Genomic DNA, 19,287 nt, shown 5'->3' with positions numbered 1-19,287 from the left:
ATGGAACGGGCGATCCTGGAAAAACTCAACCTTGCGCGCGCGGCCCGCCGCGCCGCCGTCACCGTCAGCGATCTTGCCGGCGATGTCCGCGTCCACCTCGAAGGCGACGACTGTCCCGAACCCTGGCGCGAGGCCGTTGCCCGTGCGCTGCAATCCGGCCGGGCCGGTATCGTCGAGACCGGGCAGGGCGCCTTCTTCCTCAATGTCTATCTGCCGCCGCCGCGCATCCTCGTCATCGGCGCAGTGCACATTTCACAGGCCCTGGCGCAGCTTGCACCCGTTGCCGGCTTCGACATGACCATCATCGATCCGCGCACGGCCTTCGCCACGCCGGAACGTTTTGCCGGTGTCGACCTCATCGCCGAATGGCCGGAGGACGCCCTGAAACTCAGACCGCTCGACCGCTTCACGGCCCTTGCCGCCGTGACGCACGACCCGAAGATCGACGACGGACCGATCCGGGCGGCATTGTCGGCCGGTTGCTTCTATGTGGGTGCGCTCGGCAGCCGCAAGACCCACGCCGCGCGGATCGAAAGGCTGCGGCATGCGGGGGTCGCCGATGCCGACATGGCTCGCATCCGAGCGCCGATCGGTCTTGACATCGGCGCAGCAAGTCCGGCCGAAATCGCGGTTGCGATCCTCGCTGAAATCATCGAGGCGCTGCGACGGCGTGACGTTGGCGCCGCGGGGAGTGGAGCATGAGGTTCGGGCCGTTCAAGGTCGCGGAGGCAGAGGGCGCCATGCTCGCGCATGCGGTGAAGGCCGGCGATCTCAGGCTTCCGAAGGGCCATCGGCTCACGGCCGCCGACATCGCCGCTTTGATCGCTGCCGGCGTCGATGCGGTTGTGGTCGCGCGGCTTGATGCCGGCGATTTCCCGGAAGACGAGGCGGCCACGCGCATTGCCGCGGCCATCGCCCCCGATCATCTCCGGTTTTCGCAGGCTGCGACCGGGCGCGTCAATGTCTATTCCGAGGTCGCCGGTCTCTTTGTTGCGAGCCGCGAAGTCGTCGATCGGTTGAACCGCATAGATCCGTCCATCACCTTCGCCTGTCTCGCCGACCATGTGCCGGTGCAGCCCGGCGATATGGTCGCGACGATCAAGATCATCCCGCTTGCGGTCGCCGGCGCCTTCGTCGAGCAGGCGGAAAGGCTGCTGCGCGACCATCGCCCCTTCGAGGTCAAGCCGTTCGCGGCGCGGCGCACGGCATTGATAGCAACGGAGTTGCCGAACCTCAAACCGCAGGTGATGGACAAGACACATGCCATCCTGGCGGCGCGGCTGCGACAGGCCGGAAGCGAACTCCTCACAGAACGGCGCGTCGCGCACAGCGAGGCCGCCGTGGCGACGGCGATTGCCGAAATGCGAGAAACGCACGACCTGCTGGTCGTCTTCGGCGCGTCAGCGGTTGCCGATCCCGACGACGTCATTCCCGCGGCAATTCGGCGAGCCGGAGGCGTGGTCGATCACGTCGGAATGCCTGTTGATCCCGGCAATCTTCTCGTTCTCGGCCGGGTCGGCGAGACGCCGGTCATCGGTGCGCCCGGCTGCGCCCGCAGTCCGCGCGAGAACGGCTTCGACTGGATCCTCGGCCGTATCCTTGCCGGCGAGTGGCCGAGCTTCGATGATATTACCGGCCTTGGGGTCGGCGGTCTCCTGAGCGAAATCCCGACCCGGCCGCAGCCGCGCGATACTGCAACGGAGTTGTCATTGCTCTCGGTTTCTGTCGTCGTTCTGGCCGCCGGCCGGGCCAGCCGAATGGGCGCGGACGGCGGCCACAAACTTCTCGCCACCTTCGACGGCGTGCCGCTGGTGCGCCGCAGCGTCGAAGCTGCGCTCAAGGCCGCGCCGGGCAGGGTCAGCGTTGTGACCGGCCACCGCGAGGCCGACATCCGCCACGCGCTACAAGGGCTGCCGGTGACGTTCGTCTCCAACCCCGACTACATCTCGGGCATGGCCTCCTCGCTGACGGCGGGGCTTTCGGCAATCGGGACGCAGGCGGCCGGCATGCTGGTCATGTTGGCGGACATGCCCAGGATTACCGGCGACGACCTGCGCCGGATGATCGAGCGTTTCGTCGCCGAGGGCGGCCGTTCAATCATCCGGGCGACCGCCGGCGGGCAGCGCGGCAATCCGGTGATCCTGCCGCGCCAGACATTTTCGGCGATCAGGCAGTTGCTCGGGGACGTTGGCGCAAGGCACATCATCGAAAAGAGCGGCCTGCCGGTCATCGATCTCGAACTCGGCGCCGCGGCGCGCCTCGATCTCGATACGCCGGAACAGATCGTCGCCGCTGGCGGTATCCTGGAGGAACAGACGCGTGGATAATGCCGCAATCGAAGAGATGTTCGAAGTCCTCGGGCCGGTGACCATCAAGCGGATGTTCGGCGGCAAGGGCATCTATTGCCAGGGCGTGATCTTCGCGCTTGAGGTCGACGGCGAAATCCTGCTCAAGGGCGACGAACAAACAGCGCCTGCGCTGGAGGCAGCCGGTTCGCGGCAATGGGCTTATGACGGCAAGGGAAAGCCGGTGAAGATGCCCTATTGGAGCATTCCGGACGACGCATTCGACGATCCGGACGAGATGGCGCGCTGGGTGCGGCTTGCCTATGAGGCAGCGCGGCGCTCCCGGAAGTAGGTCGCCCAACTTATGCGCGGCACCTCAGATGAAATACAGATCACCGCGCCGCCCATCCGCGCGCCTCGGTGACGTCGAGTGGGTTCAGCGATGCCAGTCACACGACACATGATCCAGCAAGGTGATGGAACAGCCGTTGAACTGTTCCAGGCGTCTGCCATCGCAACCGCGCCAACGGGTGCGCTTCTGCTTGTCCATGGCAACTAGGGCGGACGTCGTCTCGGCGCAAGCGAATTTGTCGACAGCGGCGCTCTCACGCAGCTTTCGTCCCGATTGGACATTGTGACGGCGGCGGTTTCCCAGCCAGGGTTCGGCGCCTCGGACGGGCCTGCGGATTTCTGTGGCCCCCGAACGCAGCTAGCTGTCATAGCTGCGCTCCGATTTCTACGCGAGCTACCGGCAATCGATCCGGACCGGATTGTTCTCTATGGAAACAGCCGCGGCGCGGTCGCTGCGGCTATGGTCGCTGCTGAGCTAGCCGACCTTCGTGCCGTCGTTCTGGCAAGTGGTGTCTATGATCTCAAAAGCGTTTTCGACAACGCTCCCATGGGTATCCGGAAAGCGATAGAACTTGAGGCCGGGCTTTACAGCGAAGCCTTCAAGGCACGCTCCGCCTTGCATCATGTTGGTAATATCAGGTCGGAGATCCTGCTTTTGCACGGACGGCATGATGACCGCGCGTCAGTTTCCCAGGCAGAGGCGTTTTACGAAGCCTTGTCCGACGCCGGCGTGCCCGTCGACTGCGGGCACCGTATCCCGCGTGACGAATCACAACGGGTGCTCGGCCCGTTTCTGCAGAGGATTTTCACTTCCGGCGCCACACGCCACTAGGCATTGCGTTCGGAAGACGGTTGTTCCTCCGACAGCGGCACCCGAAAAATTGCGGAATGAGACGGGCGCGATAAACGCCAGCAGCGATCTGGCCAGTCGCCGCCAAGCTATGCGGCGACGCCGTGTTCCTGCTTGCGCAAGGCTTCAGCAGCGTCGGCGGTAAAACGCGACAGCGGTTGGGGCAGGGCGTCGAGGCGGAACCAGCCGAATTCGGAAAGCTTGTCCGGTTCGACGAGTTGCGGCTCGCCGGAGAAATCCCGGGTCACATAGATCATCGAGATCCAGTGCTGGCGATCGGCTTCGATCACCTGTTCGCTCAGGCAGAGGAATTCGCTCGACCGGATCTTGAGGCCGCTTTCTTCTTCGGCCTCGCGTCGGGCCGCAGCTTCCGACCGCTCCATGTGGTCGACCTTGCCGCCGACGATGTTCCAGTAACCGGCCTCAGGCGCCTTCAAGCGCCTGTAAAGCAGAATCTTGCCATCGCGCACGATGACAAGTCCGCAGCCGAAGCCCGGAAAATCGACGCCTGGCTGGCCCATCCGTTCGGATCAGGCCTTGCCGGCAATCAGCATGAAGGCGGGGATTTCGTCGCCGAAACCGACCGGCGTCGGGCCATCGTCATAGTCGCGGCGGTGGCGGTTGCGGCGGTCGCGATTGTCGTCGTTGGCAGGGTTCGATGCACGCACCGGACGATCACCACGATTGTTCTGTGCCTGCTTGTTCTCTGCGCTGCGTGCCGGTTTCACCGATTCCGCCCTTTCCACGACTGTTTCAATTTCGGCTTCACTATCGGCGCGCACGGTATCGGATTTATGATCGGATCGGCCCCTCGAGCCGCGATCCCCATCTTTTTTCCGGTCCTTGCGGCCGTCACGACCGCGTTCGCGGCGGCCGGTGTCGTGGCTTTCCATCGGCTCAGGCAGATTGGAAAGGTCGCCGTTCAGCCATTCGACCTTCTGGCCGATCAGCTTTTCAATGGCGTCGGAGAATTTCGTGTCGCGCTTGGTCACCAGCGTGAAGGAAGCGCCCGAGCGACCGGCACGGCCGGTGCGGCCGATGCGGTGGACGTAGTCTTCCGCGTGGATCGGAACGTCGAAGTTGAAGACGTGGCTGACATCCGGGATGTCGAGACCGCGAGCAGCAACGTCCGAGGCGACGAGCAGCTTGATGTTGCCGTCCTTGAAGTTGGCCAGCATCGTCATGCGCGAACGCTGGTCCATGTCGCCATGCAGAGCGCCGACGGAGAAGCCGTGACGGTCGAGCGAACGGAAGAGGTCGGCGACGTCCTTCTTGCGGTTGCAGAAGATGATCGCGTTCTTCAACTCGTCCTGGGCACGAATCAGGTCGCGCAGCACTGCGCGCTTTTCGTAGTCCTTGGCGTGCGCTGCGACGAAGCGCTGCGTTACGGTCTGCGCCGTCGAAGACGGGCGGGCGACTTCGACGCGCTCCGGGTTCTGCAGGAAGCGATCGGCCAGCTTCTGAATTTCCGGCGGCATGGTCGCCGAGAAGAACAGCGTCTGGCGCGTGAACGGGATCAGCTTGGCGATCCGCTCGATATCGGGAATGAAGCCCATGTCGAGCATGCGGTCGGCTTCGTCGATCACCAGGATTTCTACGCCGGTCATCAAGAGCTTGCCGCGCTCGAAGTGGTCGAGCAGGCGGCCGGGCGTGCAGATCAACACGTCAGCGCCACGCTCAAGCTTGCGGTCCTGCTCGTCGAAGGACACGCCGCCAATCAGAAGCGCGATGTTGAGCTTGTGGTTCTTGCCATACTTGTCGAAGTTCTCTGCGACCTGTGCAGCGAGTTCGCGCGTCGGCTCCAGGATGAGCGTACGCGGCATACGCGCACGGGCGCGGCCCTTTTCGAGCAGCGTCAGCATCGGCAGCACGAACGAAGCGGTCTTGCCGGTACCCGTCTGGGCAATGCCCAGAATGTCACGACGCTGCAGCGCCGGCGGGATGGCGCCAGCCTGGATCGGGGTCGGGATTGTGTAGCCCGCATCGGTGACAGCGGAGAGAACTTTTTGGCTCAGGCCAAGGTCAGCAAAATTGGTCAAAGGGAAATCTGTTTCCGTTCCGGTTCAATAGAACACTGATCGATCGATGGAAAACGCACAAGCACGTGGCCGCGCTCTTAAGCTGAACGCCGCTGAAAGTCAAGAAATCCAGCACGTTGAAGCAGTAAAAGGTAAATAGTGGCGAATCTGTCGCATTTCTTGTCAAGCAGAACCGCGCGGCAGCGTCAGTTCATATAGCTCGCAAGCTTGGTGCTCGCATCCAGAAACCGCATGGGATCGACGGCCTCGCCGTTCAGCCGGATTTCATAGTGGAGGTGCGGCCCGGTGGAGCGCCCGGTGTTGCCGGACTTGGCAATGACTTCGCCAGCCTTCACCTGATCGCCGGCCTTTACCAGCACTGTCGAAAGATGCGCGTAGCGCGTCGCCACACCATTGCCGTGGTCGATTTCGACCATGTTTCCATAGCCGCCGGTCAGCCCCGCATTGGTCACCGTTCCAGGCGCTGCCGAGCGGATGCGGGTGCCGACCGTTGCGCGAAAGTCGATGCCGGCATGCAGCGCGAGGCGCCCGAGAAACGGATCAAGCCTGTTGCCGAAATCGCTGGTGATGTCGCTGGCCGGCGAGGGATTGCCGAAGGGCAGCTTGCGAACCTCGGCGCGCGTGCGGTCGAGTTCCAGGAGCGCGGTATCGAGTGCTGCAAGCGAACGGCCGAAATCGTCATCGTTCACGGGCTCGACGAAGGGACCGCCGATCGCTGTCTCGGCGGAGCCGGATATGTCGTTGGCCGGAATCAACTCGGCGACATCGTCGGCGGGCAGGTCGACACCGGTGCGCCCGACGATCGAGCGAATCGCACCCGACGTCTTCGCCGCGCCGTCCGTCAGCTGCTGGACCCGCGCCATCTGCTCGCGCTCGACATCCTTCAGCGAGAGCGTAACTTTCGAAAAAATCCGGTCAGCCCGGTCGGAACTTGATTCGCCGGCATCGGGTGCCGCATAGGCGAGGGCAGGGACGGCCGATGCACCGACCGGCGCAACGCTCAGCCCCATCAGCTTCTCGATTGCCTTCACACCACCGCTGCCGCTCGCGTCGGCGCGCTTGTCATAGGCAAGCGGCTCGACGGCTGCGGGCGCGTCGGTTGCGGTCGTCACACCGGAATTTTCGGCTCTTTCGACCAGGGCGCCGAGCTTCCCGTTACGCGAGGTCAGCGCCATCTGCTGGCGCAGCAGCTTCTCGACCTTTTCCTCCACCACCTGCTGGTCAAGCAGCTGACGGCTGGTGACCCGATCCACCTGCGCGCGTAGCGCCGTGATCCGGTCTTCGTATTCGTGCTGCATGCGCGCCTGGCGGGCAATCGTGCCGCCGATCAGGTCGTCGCGCAAAACCAGGTAGGAGGTGGCCGCGAGATAGCCGATGCTGCAGACGCCGGCAAAGGAGACGGCGATCGCCGCCATCCACGGACGCACGGTCATGTGCCGGACCTTGTCGCCGCTGGCCAGGATCAGGACGTGATTCTGCTTGCGTTTTCCAAAGGTACGATTTGCCTGATGTCCAGACACCCGTTCTCTCCCGCCATGTGCGCGTTGCCTCGCATCACCTGGGGATCATTACACTTTGTTAGGGTTAACAATCGGTAAGCAAGATTGCGGGAAGGTGATGGCCGCTATCGATTGGTCGAAGCGGTCATCGAGCGGTAGAAGGACGGCGTCAGGCCGGCCTCGGCGCGGGCGATATCGTTGAACGGCGCTTTCAGGGGACCGCGGAAATTGGCGCGCACCAGCGCCTGGAAGGTCGCCGCCGGGTCCTTCTTCTCGCGGGCGCAGAGAAAACGGAACCATTTGGCGCCAACGGCGACATGTCCCTTCTCGTCCTCGTAGATGACGTCGAGCACGGCAGCGCTCTCGAAGTCGCCGGTTTCGCGCATCTTGGCCTGCAGCGCCGGCGTCACATCGAGACCGCGCGCTTCGAGAATGAGCGGCACCACGGCAAGCCGCGCCGTCAGGTCGTTGCGCGTGTCGTGCGCCGCCTGCCAGAGGCCGTCATGCGCGGGCAGGTCGCCATAGTCTGCGCCGAGGTCGTTCAGCCTCTGGCGGACCATGCGGAAGTGCTTCGCCTCTTCGAAGGCGACGCGCATCCAGCCGTCGAAGAAGGAATTGGGCACCGGCTCGGTCGCAAAGCGGGCGACGATATCGAGGGCGAGATCGACGGCGTTCAACTCGATATGGGCGATCGAGTGGAGGAGAGCGATTCGGCCCTTGAGCGAACCGAGAGACCGTCGCTTGACCTGGGTCGGTGGCGTCAGCACCGGTTTGTCGGGCCGGCCCGGGCGTACCGGCACCGGCCGGTCGAGCGGCGAGCGCAGCGACAGCGTGCGGCGCTGCCAGCGACGCGCCGCTTCCTGCGCAAGCGCCGTCTTGATCTCGAGGTCCGCGGCGCGGATCGCTTCGACGGCGCCGCCCCGCAGGCTGTGAAATATGGGCAACTCGCTCATCGGCGCCCTCAGATCGCCTTTGCGGCGTCGAGGACCTCGCGGGCGTGGCCGTCCACCTTCACCTTCTCCCAGACCTTGACGACGACACCGTCGGCGCCGATCAGGAAGGTGCTGCGCTCGACGCCCATATATTTGCGCCCGTACATCGTCTTCTCGACCCAGACGCCATAGGTTTCGACCACTGCCTTCTCCTCGTCGGCGGCAAGCGGCACCGTCAGGTTGTGCTTCTTGGCGAACCGGTCGTGCTTCTTCACCGAATCGGGCGAAAGCCCGATCAGAGCGATGCCGGCTGCGGCGAATTCGTCGGCCAGTTGCGAAAACGAGATCGCCTCGAGCGTGCAGGCCTGCGTGTCGTCCTTCGGATAGAAGAACAGAACGACCGGACGGCCGCGCAGGGCCGAGAGCGAAACCGTACCGCCGCCGTCACGCGGCAGGGTGAAGTCGGGAGCGACATCTCCGGGAGCGGGTCTTGCCATGATTAAACCTTCCTTCCGCCAAGTTTTGCAGACAATCGCGCACTACTGCATGTTTTCATTGGTCTTTGCCGACCAGCGGGCAAAACGTGCAGTGCTCAAGGTAGTCGAGCGACATTTGCGCGCCAAAGGGCACGCGATGCTCTTGGGCATAGCGAAAATCGTCGACCGCCGTCCAGCGCATTTGTGCTAGATTCGACAGGTTTCGGACGGCATGGGCCGCTACGAAACGTTGCAGTCGCCTGCGCGCGCGAATTCCATCGCAGGTGGTCGCTGTCCACAGCATGGTCCCGCGTCCCTTGGTGACTCGGCACGATGACATGTGGTCTACAGAAGCGAGAAGTGGTCGCCCCGTACGTGAGAGACGAAGGGTGGCGACGAAGCTCGTATCGAACGGAGGACGTCCGCGCTGATGAGTGAGATCCGCGGCGAAAAAGTCGGCTTTCGCAAGAAAGACATCGTCGCGTTGCATGCGTTGCCTTCAGCGCAGGCGCACGAACCCATGATCGTGCACGCGCCGCGCAAGAACAGAGCCGCGCGCGTCTGCGCCAAGATCGCACTGCTGATATCGCTGCTCGCGCTTTCCATCGCGGCAATCCTCATCGTCGTCATCGAAAGCGGGATGATGGACAGCACGCTCAATGCGCGCGCCCGCACCGCACTCAATGCAGCACTCGGCGACAGCTATCGCGCCGAGGTCGGCAGCACCGTCGTGCGCATGACCGCAGGCGGCGCGATTGCGCTCAGGGCCCGCGAAGTGTCGCTCAGCGAAGCCTCCTCCGGCCAGCCGGTTGCCAAGCTGCGTGCGATCTCGATCGCGCTCGACCCGCTGGCGCTGATGACCGGCCGCATCGCCGTCTCCAATCTTGAGGCGGAAGGCGGCGACTTCGATACCGGGTTGCTGCCGCGCGGCGAGCCGCTCGATCTGACCAGGATCCGCATTGCCGACGTCGGCGATGCGCTCGAAGCAATCTTCTCGCACGTCGATCGCATGTCGCAGATGGCGGCTGGCCGCGGCAGCCAGAAGGTCACGCTCTCGGATTTCAGTTTCTCCGTCATCGGCTCCCGCGATCGCATCGTGCCCGTCGTCGCCAAGGCGCTCGAGTTCAACCGCGATTCCGGCGGGTCGATGAGCGTCAAGGGCAGCGTCACCGTCGATGGGGTGGAGGTCGATCTCAGCGCCGACGCCCTTGGCGACAAGGGACACATGACCGGCTTCGAGGCGTCGATCACCAATCTGCCGCTCGCGCCCTTCTTCTACCATGGCAAGGTTGGTTCGGAGCCGCCCTTCGGCGTCGTCGCGTCGGCCGGGCTGTCGCTGAACGCGACGCGGGCCGCCGGCGGTGCGAAACCGGATCTGCGCGTCACGGTGCGCACGTCCAAGGGCGAGTTCCACGCAGGCAACCTCATCTCGACCCTCAATGCCTCGCAAATGGACGTCGCCTATGACTTCGAGCGCTCGTCCGTCGAAATCCTGCCGTCGTCGGTCAAGATCGGCCGTTCGACCTTTCCGTTCACTGGGGCGATCATCGACCTCGACAAGATTGCCGGCGCAACGGATACCGGGTTTGCCATTGACCTCCTGCTCAAGAATGCAAGCTCCGCCCCGGAAGACGTCGCCGACGCGCCGCTGATATTCGATGCCAAGGCAAATGGCCGCTTCGTGTCGGACAAGCGCCAACTGATCTTCGACCAGCTTGCCGTGTCGACCCCGCTCGGTTCGATGTTCGGCTCGCTTTCCGTCGCCTTCGGCAAGACCTCGCCACAGATCAGCTTCGCTTCTGTCAGCGATCGCATGGAGGCGACCGCCGTCAAGCAATTGTGGCCGTGGTGGCTCGCCAAGGGCGCGCGCCGCTGGGCGATCGCCAACCTCTTCGGCGGCACGGTCACCAATGCCCGTATCGAAGTGTCGGTCGCCGAGGGCCGGATCGCCAACAACGAAGGCGAGCTCAAGCTCGACGAGCAGGAGCTCAATATCAATTTCGACATCGACGACACGCGCATCAACATTACCGGCGAGATACCGCCGCTGCGCGACACCTCAGGCAAGTTCAAGCTGAGCGGCCAGCGCATGACGGCGGAGATCGAGAAGGGGACCGCCTTCTTCCCGTCGGGACGCTCGGTCGCGCTCAACGGCGGCGACTTCATCCTTCCCGACGTCTATACGAAACCGCTGATGGCCGAGATGAAGATCGAGGTCGGCGGCAACGCCGATGCGATCGCCGAACTCGTCAGCTACAAGCCGATCCAGGCGCTGCAAAAGACCCCCCTGCTGCCGGAAGATTTCAGCGGCCCCTTAACGGCTGTCGTCGGTGCCCGTTTCGGCCTCATCTCGGATCAGAAGCCGCCGAAGCCGCTCTACCAGGTACAGATGCAGCTCGATAAGGTCACCGTCCAGAAGGCCATGTTCGGGCGCGCCGTGGAGGATCTCGTCGGCACATTCCGGGTCGACAATCAGCAGGCGGTCCTCGATGCGGATGCCCGCATCGAAGGCGCTAAGGTCAAGGTCGCGCTGACGGAACCGGTCGATTCCGGTTCGACCGTCAAGCGCTCGCGCGAGATTTCGGGCTCGCTGGAGCAGGGTGTCTGGCAGAAACTGATACCGGGCCTTTCTCGGATCGTTTCCGGGCCGATCACGATTGACGTTGCAATCGACGAGGCGAGCCGGCAGACGGCAGAGATCGACCTCACGAAAGCCCAGCTCTCACTTCCCTGGATCGGCTGGAGCAAGGGCGTCGGGATCCCGGCCGAGGCGCAGTTCACGTCCTCGATGGACGGCAAGATCGCAACGATCAGCAATTTCGCGCTTGCCGGCGACGGCTTCGGTGCGCGCGGCAAACTGCAGATCGACGATGGCGGTCTTCTCTCTGCGGATCTCGACAATGTCCGCTTGGCGCAGGGTGACGACTTCAAGGTCTCCGTCGACCGCAACAGGGGCGGCTACACGGCGTCGCTTTCTGGAGCTGCAGCCGATATCAGGCCGATCCTGGCGCAATTGAAGACCGGAAGCGACCAGAACCAGGGTGGTGGCGACGACATAACCGTCAAGGCCCAGCTTGGCCGTGTCACCGGCTTCAACGGTGAATCGCTGTCGAACGTCAATCTCGTCTACGGCGAACGCGGACGCCAGATCGAGGACGTCAACCTCTCGGCTGTCACGAGCAGCGGCCAGGCGCTGGTTGCCCGGCTCGCCAAGGCCGGCGCCGACAACACGCTGGAACTGACCACGGGCGATGCCGGCGCGCTGGCCCGGTTTGCCGACATCTACCAGAACATGCGCGGCGGCCTGCTCAATCTCAAGCTACGCGATCGCGGCGGCCGTTCGTGGCGCGGCAGCGTCGATATCCGCAAGTTCCAGCTTGTCGGCGAGCAGCGCCTGCAATCGATGGTATCGACGCCAACCGGTGCCGACGGCCGAAGCCTGAACCAGGCCGTGCGGCGCGACATCGACGTGAGCTCGGCCCGCTTCGAACGCGGCTTCGCGCAACTGGCGCTCGACCGCGGCGCGATCCGCGTCGATGGCGGCGTACTGCGCGGGACCGATGTCGGCGCGACCTTCCAGGGAACGGTGCGCGACAACAACGGCATCATGGACATGACCGGCACCTTCATGCCGGCCTATGGGCTCAACCGCATCTTCGGCGAACTGCCATTGATCGGCGTGTTGCTCGGCAATGGTCGTGACCGTGGCCTGCTCGGCATCACTTTCAAGCTCAACGGCCCGTTCAACCAGCCGAAGCTGACGATCAACCCCCTGTCGATCATCGCACCGGGTGTCTTCCGCAGCATCTTCGAGTTCCAATGAAAAAGGCCGGCGCGAGGGCCGGCCTTTGTCTCGTTGTGCGTATCCCCGGCGTCAGGCCGGCCGCACGAGAATGTGCTTCTTCTTGCCGAGCGAAAGCTTGACGACATTGTCAGCGGTCACGTCACCGGTGCCGATCACACGGCGCTCATCGCTGACGGCTTCGTCGTTGATCCTGATAGCGCCGCCCTGGACGTGACGACGGGCTTCGCCGTTGGAAGCGGCAAGGCCGGCGCGTACGATCAGGCTCAAAAGGCCGAGGCCGGCTTCAAGCTCGGCGGTCGGGATTTCGACCGAGGGGAGGTTGTCCGCAAGCGCGCCTTCCTCGAAGGTCTTGCGGGCGGTCTCGGCGGCCTGCTCGGCGGCCGGACGGCCGTGCAGCATGGCGGTGATCTCGGTTGCGAGGATCTTCTTGACCTCGTTGATTTCCGAGCCACCAAGCTTGGAGAGGCGGTCGATTTCGGCCATCGGAAGCGTCGTATAGAGCTTCAGGAAGCGGGTGACGTCGGCATCCTCGGTGTTACGCCAGTACTGCCAGAAATCATAGGCCGACAGCATGTCCGGGTTCAGCCAGATGGCGCCGTTGACCGACTTGCCCATCTTCGCACCAGACGAGGTCGTCAGCAGAGGCGAGGTCAGCGCGTAAAGCTGCTCGGTGCCCATACGGTGGCCGAGGTCGATGCCGTTGATGATGTTGCCCCACTGGTCCGAGCCGCCCATCTGCAGGCGGCAGCCGGTGCGCTTATGCAGCTCGACGAAGTCGTAGGCCTGCAGGATCATGTAGTTGAATTCGAGGAACGACAGCGACTGCTCGCGATCAAGCCGCGTCTTTACGCTGTCGAAGGACAGCATGCGGTTGACCGAGAAGTGACGGCCGACATCGCGCAGGAATTCGAGGTAGTTGATGCCAAGCAGCCAGTCGGCGTTGTTGATCATCAACGCGTCCTTCGGGCCCTCGCCGTAGTTGAGGTAATTGGAAAACACCGTCTTGATGCTGGCGATGTTGGCGTCGATCGTCGCCGGCGTCATCAGCTGGCGCGCCTCGTCCTTGAAGGACGGGTCGCCGACCATGCCGGTGCCGCCGCCCATCAACGAGATCGGCTGATGGCCGGTCGCCTGCATCCAGTGCAGCATCATGATCTGGATCAGACCGCCGGCGTGCAGGCTCGGTGCGGTCGGGTCGAAGCCGATATAGGCCGTCACGGTTTCCTTGCGGAACAGTTCGTCCAGGCCAGTCTCGTCGGAGATCTGGTGGATGAAGCCACGCTCGCTGAGGGTGTGAAGGAAATCGGACTTGAAACCGGACATGATCTGTCTCTCTTGCGGGGGAGTTTTTGAACGAACGGGCGTTTAGCACTGTTTTTGCGCATAATCACTTCAAAAGTGATTCTGGAAATATTGACCCGCATGACACAGACAAGAACCGCGATCGGCCTGATGAGTGGCACAAGCATGGACGGCATCGACGTCGCCCTGCTTCGAACGGATGGGGAGACCGTCGTCGAGCGCGGCCCATCCGCCGGCTTTCCCTACGATGCGCGTTTTCGGGATCGCCTGAAACAGGGACTGGTCGACGCGAAGGCGATCACGCAACGCGACCAAAGGCCGGGCGCCCTCGATGCGCTTGAGCGCGACCTGACGCTGCGACACGCAGAAGCGGTCAAGACCTTCCTCAAGCAGAACAGCCTGTCTGCGGCGGATATCGACGTGCTCGGCTTTCACGGGCAGACCGTGCTGCACCGCCCCAACGAGGCCCTGACGGTTCAGATCGGCGACGGTGTGCTGCTTGCCGGAGAAACGGGCATCGATGTCGTCTACGACATGCGCGCCAACGACATGGAACATGGCGGGCAGGGCGCGCCACTGATCCCCGCCTACCACGCGGCACTGGCGCGTGGTGCGGCCGGCCTTGCAGGCCCGGTTGTCTTCGTCAACATCGGGGGCATTTCCAACCTGACCTTCATCGGCGAAGGCGAGACGCTCATCGCCTATGACAGCGGGCCCGGCAACACGCTGATCGACCAGTGGGTCGAGGCGCATGCGGGCATTCCCTTCGACCAGGGCGGCATGATCGCCAGCGAGGGAACGGTGCTGCCGGCGCTTGCTGAGCGCTATCTCTCCCATGCCTTCTTCACCGCGGCCATGCGCCGCTCGCTGGACCGGAACGATTTTGCACCGCCGGCTGGAAGCGACGCTGGCCTCGCCGACGGTGCCCGCACGCTAGCCCATGTCACGGCGGCAGCGATCATCAAGTCGGCCGGGCACCTGCCGCAGCGGCCGGCCACCTATGTCGTTTGCGGCGGCGGGCGGCTCAATCCGGTGATCATGCGCGACTTCGCTTTACTTGCCGACGAAGAGGCCGCGACGGTGCTTGCGGCGGAAGCTGTGGGCTTCAACGGCGATTCGATGGAGGCCGAGGCCTGGGCGTATCTCGCCGTCCGCTCCTTGCGCGGTTTGCCGCTCACCTATCCGGGAACGACGGGCGTGCGGCAGCCAGTCAGCGGCGGCCGGCGCGCGGCAAAAACTTAAAGTTGATCTCGCGTTTCGCCATGAGTTCGTCACCCGGACGGATTAATCAAATTTTCGCAACAGCGAATTAGGATCTCAGCCGCTGCCACAGGAGGTGGCGAGGAGCGGCTTGGTGCCGCACGAGGGTTTCGGGTTCTTCGATGGGTGGTGCGATTTCTCTGCTGGCCGTGAATTTCATCATCGCGCAGATCTTCACAGCCGCATTTCTCATCATTGCCGCAAAGAGCCGGCAGCGGCGTGCAGCGCTCTGGTGCGCCGCCGGATTTGCCGTCGCCTCGCTTGCAGCCGTCTGCGAAGCCATCGTTCCTTTTTCCTCGACCCCGCGGCTCTTTGCCATCAGCGCCTTTGCCTGCGTGCTCGGCGGCTTCTGTCTCCTGCGGTTTGGCCTCGGTCTTTTTTATCAGGTGCCGGTGCGCCTGCCGTTGCTCGGCGCCTTCTTCGTTGCCGGCGTTTGCCTGGACCTGGCGATCTACGACCTGCCCAGAGGCACCTGGCAGCATGCCATCCCGTATCAGGCGCCTTTTGTCGTGATCCAGGCCTGGACGGCATCGGTCGTCCTGCGTTCCGGCCGCCGCACCTCCTTTGACTGGTTGCTGTTCGGCCTGCTGGCACTCTCAGCCGCCTATTACTTCGTGAAGATTTATGCTGCGGTCGTCGCCGGCTCGGGCGCGACGGCCCAGGACTACGTTTCCAGCCCCTTCGCGCTCATCTCGCAGGCGTTCGGTGCGATCCTCATTGTCGGTGCCGGTCTTGCCATGCTCGGCGTCATGGTCAAGGAGATCGTCGACGACGCGCAGGCGCGCTCGGAAGTCGACCTGCTCTCCGGCCTCTACAATCGCCGCGGCTTCATCGAGCGGGTCATGCCGCTGCTGCACGCCCGCACCACCCAGACGCCCGGCACACTCATCCTTGCCGACCTCGATCGCTTCAAGCTGGTCAACGACACCTACGGCCACCTCACGGGCGACGAAGTCATTCGCCGGTTCGCCCGGGTGCTGATGGACGTCATGCCGAACCGCGCCGTTGCCGGCCGTCTCGGCGGTGAAGAGTTCGCGGTGTATCTGCCCTGCACGGATCTGTCGGAAGCGCGCGTCGTCGCCCATGGCATGCGTGCAGCGATCATGTCCCAGCAGATCGGCGGTCTTCCGGAAGCCGCACGAGTGACGGCAAGCTTCGGCGTCACGGCCGTCGGTACCGGCGAGGCGCTGGAGCCCGTGATACAGCGCGCCGACGAGGCGCTTTACACGGCGAAAGCCAACGGTCGCAACCGCGTCGAATGCGCCGAAGCACCGACCACGGTCGTCAATCCGAGCGTTCCGCACTGGATCGGGCGATCGTAGGCGACTGGCGTCTAGGCGATGCATTTCTCTTGGAGAAACCGGAGGATGTCTTCGGTGAACTGGTGCGGGTTCTGCAGTAGCGAAAAATGGCTGACCTCAGGCTGAATCAACAGGCCGGCACCCGGAATGTTGTCGGCGATGAACAGCGTGTCGTCGCGTTTGATGGCTTCCTCATGGTCCCCGTCCACCACCCAGACAGGGGCCTGGATTTTCTGAAGATCGATGGCGGTGATGTTCGGCTGCGACGTCCACATCGCGTTCATCTCGCGGAAGAAGGTCGTAAATCCCCCTGGCGTCGGCGACAGCAGGGCGTACTCTTCGCCCGTCCGCGCGATATAGGCGTTGAAGACTGCGCTCTTGGACAGATCGTGTGTTCCGGACGGATTGCTGTTCGCCCCGAAGGAAAAGACACCGGCTATGAGGTCCGGATGTCGAATCGCCAGCAGGAGCCCGATAATCGCGCCGTCACTCCAGCCGACAATGGACGCCTTCGACAAGGTCAGGTGCGCCATCAGTGCCATGACATCGCCTGCCATCAGATCATAGCTCATGCTCCCGCTACCCCGGGAGCTGCGTCCGTGGCCGCGGCTGTCCATCACGATGACCTCATAGCTCTTGGCAAGCTCGGCGACCTGAAGCCCCCAATAGTCGGAGTTGCCGAGCCCCCCATGGAGCAGAATGACGGGAGCGCCCGAACCGTAGACCGCATACCAGATCTTGGCATCCGCGACCTCGACAACACCCTCTTGACCGCCGGCCGGAAGCTGTGGAGTGGCGGGCAAGGATAGCCACCTCGGCGAAGACGCCGACCCATTCGACACCTGCGACATGGCTCCCCTCCTGTGAACACTGTTCGGCTCTGCCCCGCCCAAACAGCCTAGACTTGCACTATACGCCGATCGCACGGCGCTGAAACTCACCCTGTCGGGTGAGCCGTATCGCGGCCCTCAGGCGCACGACCACAGGGCGCAATTGTCCATAAAAAAAGCCGCGCACCCGAAGGGATACGCGGCGTTTCTGTACTTTGGTCCGGTCTTTAGCGGATGCGCTTGGCGGCCGGCTCCGGCGTCAGTTCGCCGTTGAGGCGACGGTCGAGGTAGTCCTCGCATTCGCCCATCAGGCCCTCGACCTGGCCATTGAAGAAGTGGTTGGCGCCTGGCACGGTCTTGTGGGTGATGAGAATGCCCTTCTGGGCCTTCAGCTTTTCGACGAGACCGTTGACGTCCTTTTCCGGCGCGACCTTGTCGGAATCGCCGTTGATGATCAGGCCAGAGGACGGGCAGGGTGCCAGGAACGAGAAGTCATAGATGTTCGGCTGCGGCGCGACGGCCATGAAGCCCTCGATCTCGGGACGGCGCATCAGGAGCTGCATGCCGATCCAGGCGCCGAAGGAGTAGCCGGCGACCCAGCAGCTCTTCGAATCCGGATGCAGGCTCTGCACCCAGTCGAGCGCCGAGGCTGCGTCGGAGAGCTCGCCGGCGCCGTGGTCGAATTCGCCCTGGCTGCGGCCGATGCCGCGGAAATTAAACCGGAGCGTCGTGAAGCCGCGCTTCTGGAACATGTAGAAGAGCTGGTAGACGATCTGGTTGTTCATCGTGCCACCGAACTGCGGGTGCGGGTGCAGGATGATGGCGATCGGCGCGCTCTTCTGCTTCGAAGGCTGATAACGGCCTTCGAGGCGGCCGGCGGGTCCGTTGAAGATGATTTCGGGCATTGGCTCTCCGGGAGTGTTCCTGGTTCGAATCTTGGGTTCAGATCGCGATGAGTCTTGACGAAAGCAGTCAGCTTTTCTAAAACCTAGTTTAGAACCGTTCAAAACTTCTGTGCGGGCATTCCGCCTTGTGCTTCGTCTCATAAGGCAAGCGGCGCGGAAAATTCAAGGAAAATGCATCGCCAGAGGTTGCGGGCGTGTGACCTGTTGATCTAGCGAAGGAAATCATGTCGAGTTCGCGCATTTATATGGACTGGAACGCCACGGCGCCGCTTCTACCGGAAGCGCGCGAGGCTTGCCTGTCGGCGCTCGACCTTCTCGGCAACCCTTCTTCCGTTCACGGCGAGGGCCGCGCGTTGCGCACGCTCGTCGAAAATGCCCGTCGCGACGTGGCGTTGCTCTGCGGCGCCAAGCCCGGCAGTGTCATCTTTACCAGCGGCGCCACAGAAGCGGCCAACCTGGTGCTGACGCCCGATTTTCGCATGGGCCGTATGCCGCTGAAGATCGGCCGGCTCTATGCCTCGTCGATCGAACATCCGGCGGTGCGCGAAGGCGGGCGCTTCCCACGTGAAGCGCTCAGCGAAATCCCGGTGACATCGGATGGCGTCGTCGATCTCCCGGCGCTGCGTGACCTGCTGACCGCGCATGACCGCCAGCTCGGCTTGCCGATGGTTGCCGTCATGCTGGTCAACAACGAGACGGGCATCATCCAGCCGGTCGCCGAGATCGCCGAGATCGTCCGCCCTCATGGCGGCATTCTCGTCGTCGACGCGGTACAGGCCGCCGGCAGACTGCCGCTTTCTATCGAAGACCTCGGCGCCGACTTCCTGATCGTCTCCTCGCACAAGATCGGTGGCCCGAAAGGTGCCGGCGCGCTGGTGGCGCGCGGCGAGGTCATGATGCCCGCGCCGCTGATCCGCGGCGGCGGGCAGGAGAAGGGACACCGCTCGGGCACGGAAAATACGGTCTCGATTGCTGGCTTTGCCGCAGCCGCCAGGAAGGCAGGCGAAGGTGTCGGCCAGCGCATGAGCCATGTCGGCGCGCTGCGCGACAAGCTCGAAGCCGACATGCTTGCGGCCGCGGCGGACGTCGTCATTCACGGCCGCGACGTTTCGCGCGTTGGCAACACGACCTTCTTCACGCTTCCTGGCCTCAAGGCCGAGACCGGACAGATCGCCTTCGATCTCGAAGGCGTGGCGTTGTCGGCGGGTTCGGCCTGCTCCTCGGGCAAGGTCGGGCAGAGCCACGTGCTGATGGCGATGGGTTACGATCCGCGCCAGGGGGCACTTCGGATCTCGATCGGCGAGGGCACGACACAGGCTGATATCGACCGTTGCGCCGCGGTCTTTGCAAAGGTAGCAGCAAGACGACGGATGCCCGGGCAAGCGGCCTGAGCGGAACGACCGGACGAAATTGCGGAAAAGCAATTTTCCGCTTGGCAAACAGGGTGAAAAG

General features: G+C 63.6%; 16 protein-coding genes and 1 pseudogene. 8 read left to right on the top strand and 9 right to left on the bottom strand.

Features of this window, described 5'->3' with window-relative positions; all coding sequences use genetic code 11:
* The 4 genes and pseudogenes from ACIQUG_RS03725 (at position 1) to ACIQUG_RS03710 (ending at position 3,468) form a co-directional block, all read left to right on the top strand.
* The gene (locus ACIQUG_RS03725; RefSeq protein ID WP_402317522.1) at positions 1-702 is read left to right on the top strand and encodes an XdhC family protein; all 702 of its coding nucleotides are present in this window, start codon (positions 1-3) and stop codon (positions 700-702) included.
* Positions 699-2,327: an NTP transferase domain-containing protein gene (locus ACIQUG_RS03720; protein WP_402317519.1), complete on the top strand. Its 1,629-nt coding sequence runs from the start codon at positions 699-701 to the stop codon at positions 2,325-2,327. Before ACIQUG_RS03725 ends, ACIQUG_RS03720 begins: the two co-directional genes overlap by 4 nt.
* Entirely contained in the window at positions 2,320-2,637 is a 318-nt protein-coding gene (locus ACIQUG_RS03715) for a TfoX/Sxy family protein (protein WP_192446200.1), read from the top strand. The genes ACIQUG_RS03720 and ACIQUG_RS03715 overlap by 8 nt, the downstream gene beginning before the upstream one ends.
* Before the next feature lie 90 nt (positions 2,638-2,727).
* A pseudogene (locus ACIQUG_RS03710) lies at positions 2,728-3,468 on the top strand (alpha/beta hydrolase family protein).
* Between the two features lie 107 nt (positions 3,469-3,575).
* Here the strand turns inward: ACIQUG_RS03710 and ACIQUG_RS03705 are convergent.
* The 6 genes from ACIQUG_RS03705 to ACIQUG_RS03680 all read right to left on the bottom strand — a co-directional run bounded on the left by ACIQUG_RS03705 (position 3,576) and on the right by ACIQUG_RS03680 (position 8,736).
* Positions 3,576-4,007, bottom strand: coding sequence for an NUDIX domain-containing protein (locus ACIQUG_RS03705; RefSeq protein WP_402317515.1), 432 nt, complete (start codon positions 4,005-4,007; stop codon positions 3,576-3,578).
* A 9-nt stretch (positions 4,008-4,016) separates the two neighbouring features.
* Entirely contained in the window at positions 4,017-5,525 is a 1,509-nt protein-coding gene (locus ACIQUG_RS03700; RefSeq protein ID WP_043614459.1) for a DEAD/DEAH box helicase, read from the bottom strand.
* Between the two features lie 185 nt (positions 5,526-5,710).
* Positions 5,711-7,045: a M23 family metallopeptidase gene (locus ACIQUG_RS03695; RefSeq protein WP_402317511.1), complete on the bottom strand. Its 1,335-nt coding sequence runs from the start codon at positions 7,043-7,045 to the stop codon at positions 5,711-5,713.
* A gap of 104 nt (positions 7,046-7,149) precedes the next feature.
* Positions 7,150-7,977 carry a ferritin-like domain-containing protein gene (locus ACIQUG_RS03690; protein WP_402317508.1) on the bottom strand — a complete coding sequence of 276 codons (828 nt, stop codon included), beginning with the start codon at positions 7,975-7,977 and terminating at the stop codon, positions 7,150-7,152.
* An 8-nt stretch (positions 7,978-7,985) separates the two neighbouring features.
* On the bottom strand, positions 7,986-8,453 hold the full coding sequence (locus ACIQUG_RS03685) for a peroxiredoxin (RefSeq protein ID WP_402317505.1): 468 nt from the start codon (positions 8,451-8,453) through the stop codon (positions 7,986-7,988).
* A 55-nt stretch (positions 8,454-8,508) separates the two neighbouring features.
* The gene (locus tag ACIQUG_RS03680) at positions 8,509-8,736 is read right to left on the bottom strand and encodes a hypothetical protein (RefSeq protein ID WP_402317502.1); all 228 of its coding nucleotides are present in this window, start codon (positions 8,734-8,736) and stop codon (positions 8,509-8,511) included.
* A 126-nt stretch (positions 8,737-8,862) separates the two neighbouring features.
* Between ACIQUG_RS03680 and ACIQUG_RS03675 the strand changes: the two genes are divergently transcribed.
* Positions 8,863-12,255, top strand: a complete 3,393-nt coding sequence (locus ACIQUG_RS03675; protein WP_402317499.1) for a DUF3971 domain-containing protein — start codon at positions 8,863-8,865, stop codon at positions 12,253-12,255.
* Positions 12,256-12,306: 51 nt separating this feature from the next.
* On the opposite strand, the gene tyrS is transcribed toward ACIQUG_RS03675, so the two are convergent.
* A complete protein-coding gene (tyrS, locus tag ACIQUG_RS03670) occupies positions 12,307-13,560 on the bottom strand; it encodes a tyrosine--tRNA ligase (RefSeq protein WP_402317496.1) in 1,254 nt (417 codons plus the stop codon).
* Positions 13,561-13,659: 99 nt separating this feature from the next.
* On the opposite strand from tyrS, the gene ACIQUG_RS03665 reads away from it, so the two are divergent.
* Positions 13,660-14,781, top strand: a complete 1,122-nt coding sequence (locus tag ACIQUG_RS03665) for an anhydro-N-acetylmuramic acid kinase (RefSeq protein ID WP_402317493.1) — start codon at positions 13,660-13,662, stop codon at positions 14,779-14,781.
* A gap of 140 nt (positions 14,782-14,921) precedes the next feature.
* A complete protein-coding gene (locus tag ACIQUG_RS03660; protein WP_402317490.1) occupies positions 14,922-16,121 on the top strand; it encodes a diguanylate cyclase in 1,200 nt (399 codons plus the stop codon).
* An 11-nt stretch (positions 16,122-16,132) separates the two neighbouring features.
* Here ACIQUG_RS03660 and ACIQUG_RS03655 read toward each other — a convergent pair whose 3' ends face one another.
* Positions 16,133-16,951 (bottom strand): alpha/beta fold hydrolase, encoded by an 819-nt coding sequence (locus ACIQUG_RS03655; RefSeq protein ID WP_402317487.1) that lies wholly within the window; start codon positions 16,949-16,951, stop codon positions 16,133-16,135.
* Positions 16,952-17,157: 206 nt separating this feature from the next.
* A complete protein-coding gene (locus ACIQUG_RS03650) occupies positions 17,158-17,835 on the bottom strand; it encodes an alpha/beta hydrolase (RefSeq protein ID WP_043614433.1) in 678 nt (225 codons plus the stop codon).
* A 224-nt stretch (positions 17,836-18,059) separates the two neighbouring features.
* On the opposite strand from ACIQUG_RS03650, the gene ACIQUG_RS03645 reads away from it, so the two are divergent.
* On the top strand, positions 18,060-19,226 hold the full coding sequence (locus ACIQUG_RS03645; RefSeq protein WP_402317484.1) for a cysteine desulfurase family protein: 1,167 nt from the start codon (positions 18,060-18,062) through the stop codon (positions 19,224-19,226).
* Positions 19,227-19,287 lie beyond the last annotated feature (61 nt).

This window comes from Ensifer sp. NPDC090286, assembly GCF_044769565.1.
In the GTDB taxonomy this organism is placed as follows: Bacteria; Pseudomonadota; Alphaproteobacteria; order Rhizobiales; family Rhizobiaceae; genus Ensifer.
The sequence above is the reverse complement of the archived record's forward strand: the minus strand, read 5'-3'. Positions and strand labels throughout refer to the sequence as shown.

What these genes read in the sequence shown, in the direction of transcription:
- ACIQUG_RS03645 (WP_402317484.1), top strand. Translation starts at nt 18,060, where the DNA reads ATGTCGAGTTCGCGCATTTATATGGACTGGAACGCCACGGCGCCGCTT.
- ACIQUG_RS03650 (WP_043614433.1), bottom strand. Translation starts at nt 17,835, where the DNA reads ATGCCCGAAATCATCTTCAACGGACCCGCCGGCCGCCTCGAAGGCCGT.
- ACIQUG_RS03720 (WP_402317519.1), top strand. Translation starts at nt 699, where the DNA reads ATGAGGTTCGGGCCGTTCAAGGTCGCGGAGGCAGAGGGCGCCATGCTC.
- ACIQUG_RS03660 (WP_402317490.1), top strand. Translation starts at nt 14,922, where the DNA reads ATGGGTGGTGCGATTTCTCTGCTGGCCGTGAATTTCATCATCGCGCAG.
- ACIQUG_RS03725 (WP_402317522.1), top strand. Translation starts at nt 1, where the DNA reads ATGGAACGGGCGATCCTGGAAAAACTCAACCTTGCGCGCGCGGCCCGC.
- tyrS (WP_402317496.1), bottom strand. Translation starts at nt 13,560, where the DNA reads ATGTCCGGTTTCAAGTCCGATTTCCTTCACACCCTCAGCGAGCGTGGC.
- ACIQUG_RS03655 (WP_402317487.1), bottom strand. Translation starts at nt 16,951, where the DNA reads ATGTCGCAGGTGTCGAATGGGTCGGCGTCTTCGCCGAGGTGGCTATCC.
- ACIQUG_RS03675 (WP_402317499.1), top strand. Translation starts at nt 8,863, where the DNA reads ATGAGTGAGATCCGCGGCGAAAAAGTCGGCTTTCGCAAGAAAGACATC.
- ACIQUG_RS03685 (WP_402317505.1), bottom strand. Translation starts at nt 8,453, where the DNA reads ATGGCAAGACCCGCTCCCGGAGATGTCGCTCCCGACTTCACCCTGCCG.
- ACIQUG_RS03680 (WP_402317502.1), bottom strand. Translation starts at nt 8,736, where the DNA reads ATGCTGTGGACAGCGACCACCTGCGATGGAATTCGCGCGCGCAGGCGA.
- ACIQUG_RS03690 (WP_402317508.1), bottom strand. Translation starts at nt 7,977, where the DNA reads ATGAGCGAGTTGCCCATATTTCACAGCCTGCGGGGCGGCGCCGTCGAA.
- ACIQUG_RS03705 (WP_402317515.1), bottom strand. Translation starts at nt 4,007, where the DNA reads ATGGGCCAGCCAGGCGTCGATTTTCCGGGCTTCGGCTGCGGACTTGTC.
- ACIQUG_RS03665 (WP_402317493.1), top strand. Translation starts at nt 13,660, where the DNA reads ATGACACAGACAAGAACCGCGATCGGCCTGATGAGTGGCACAAGCATG.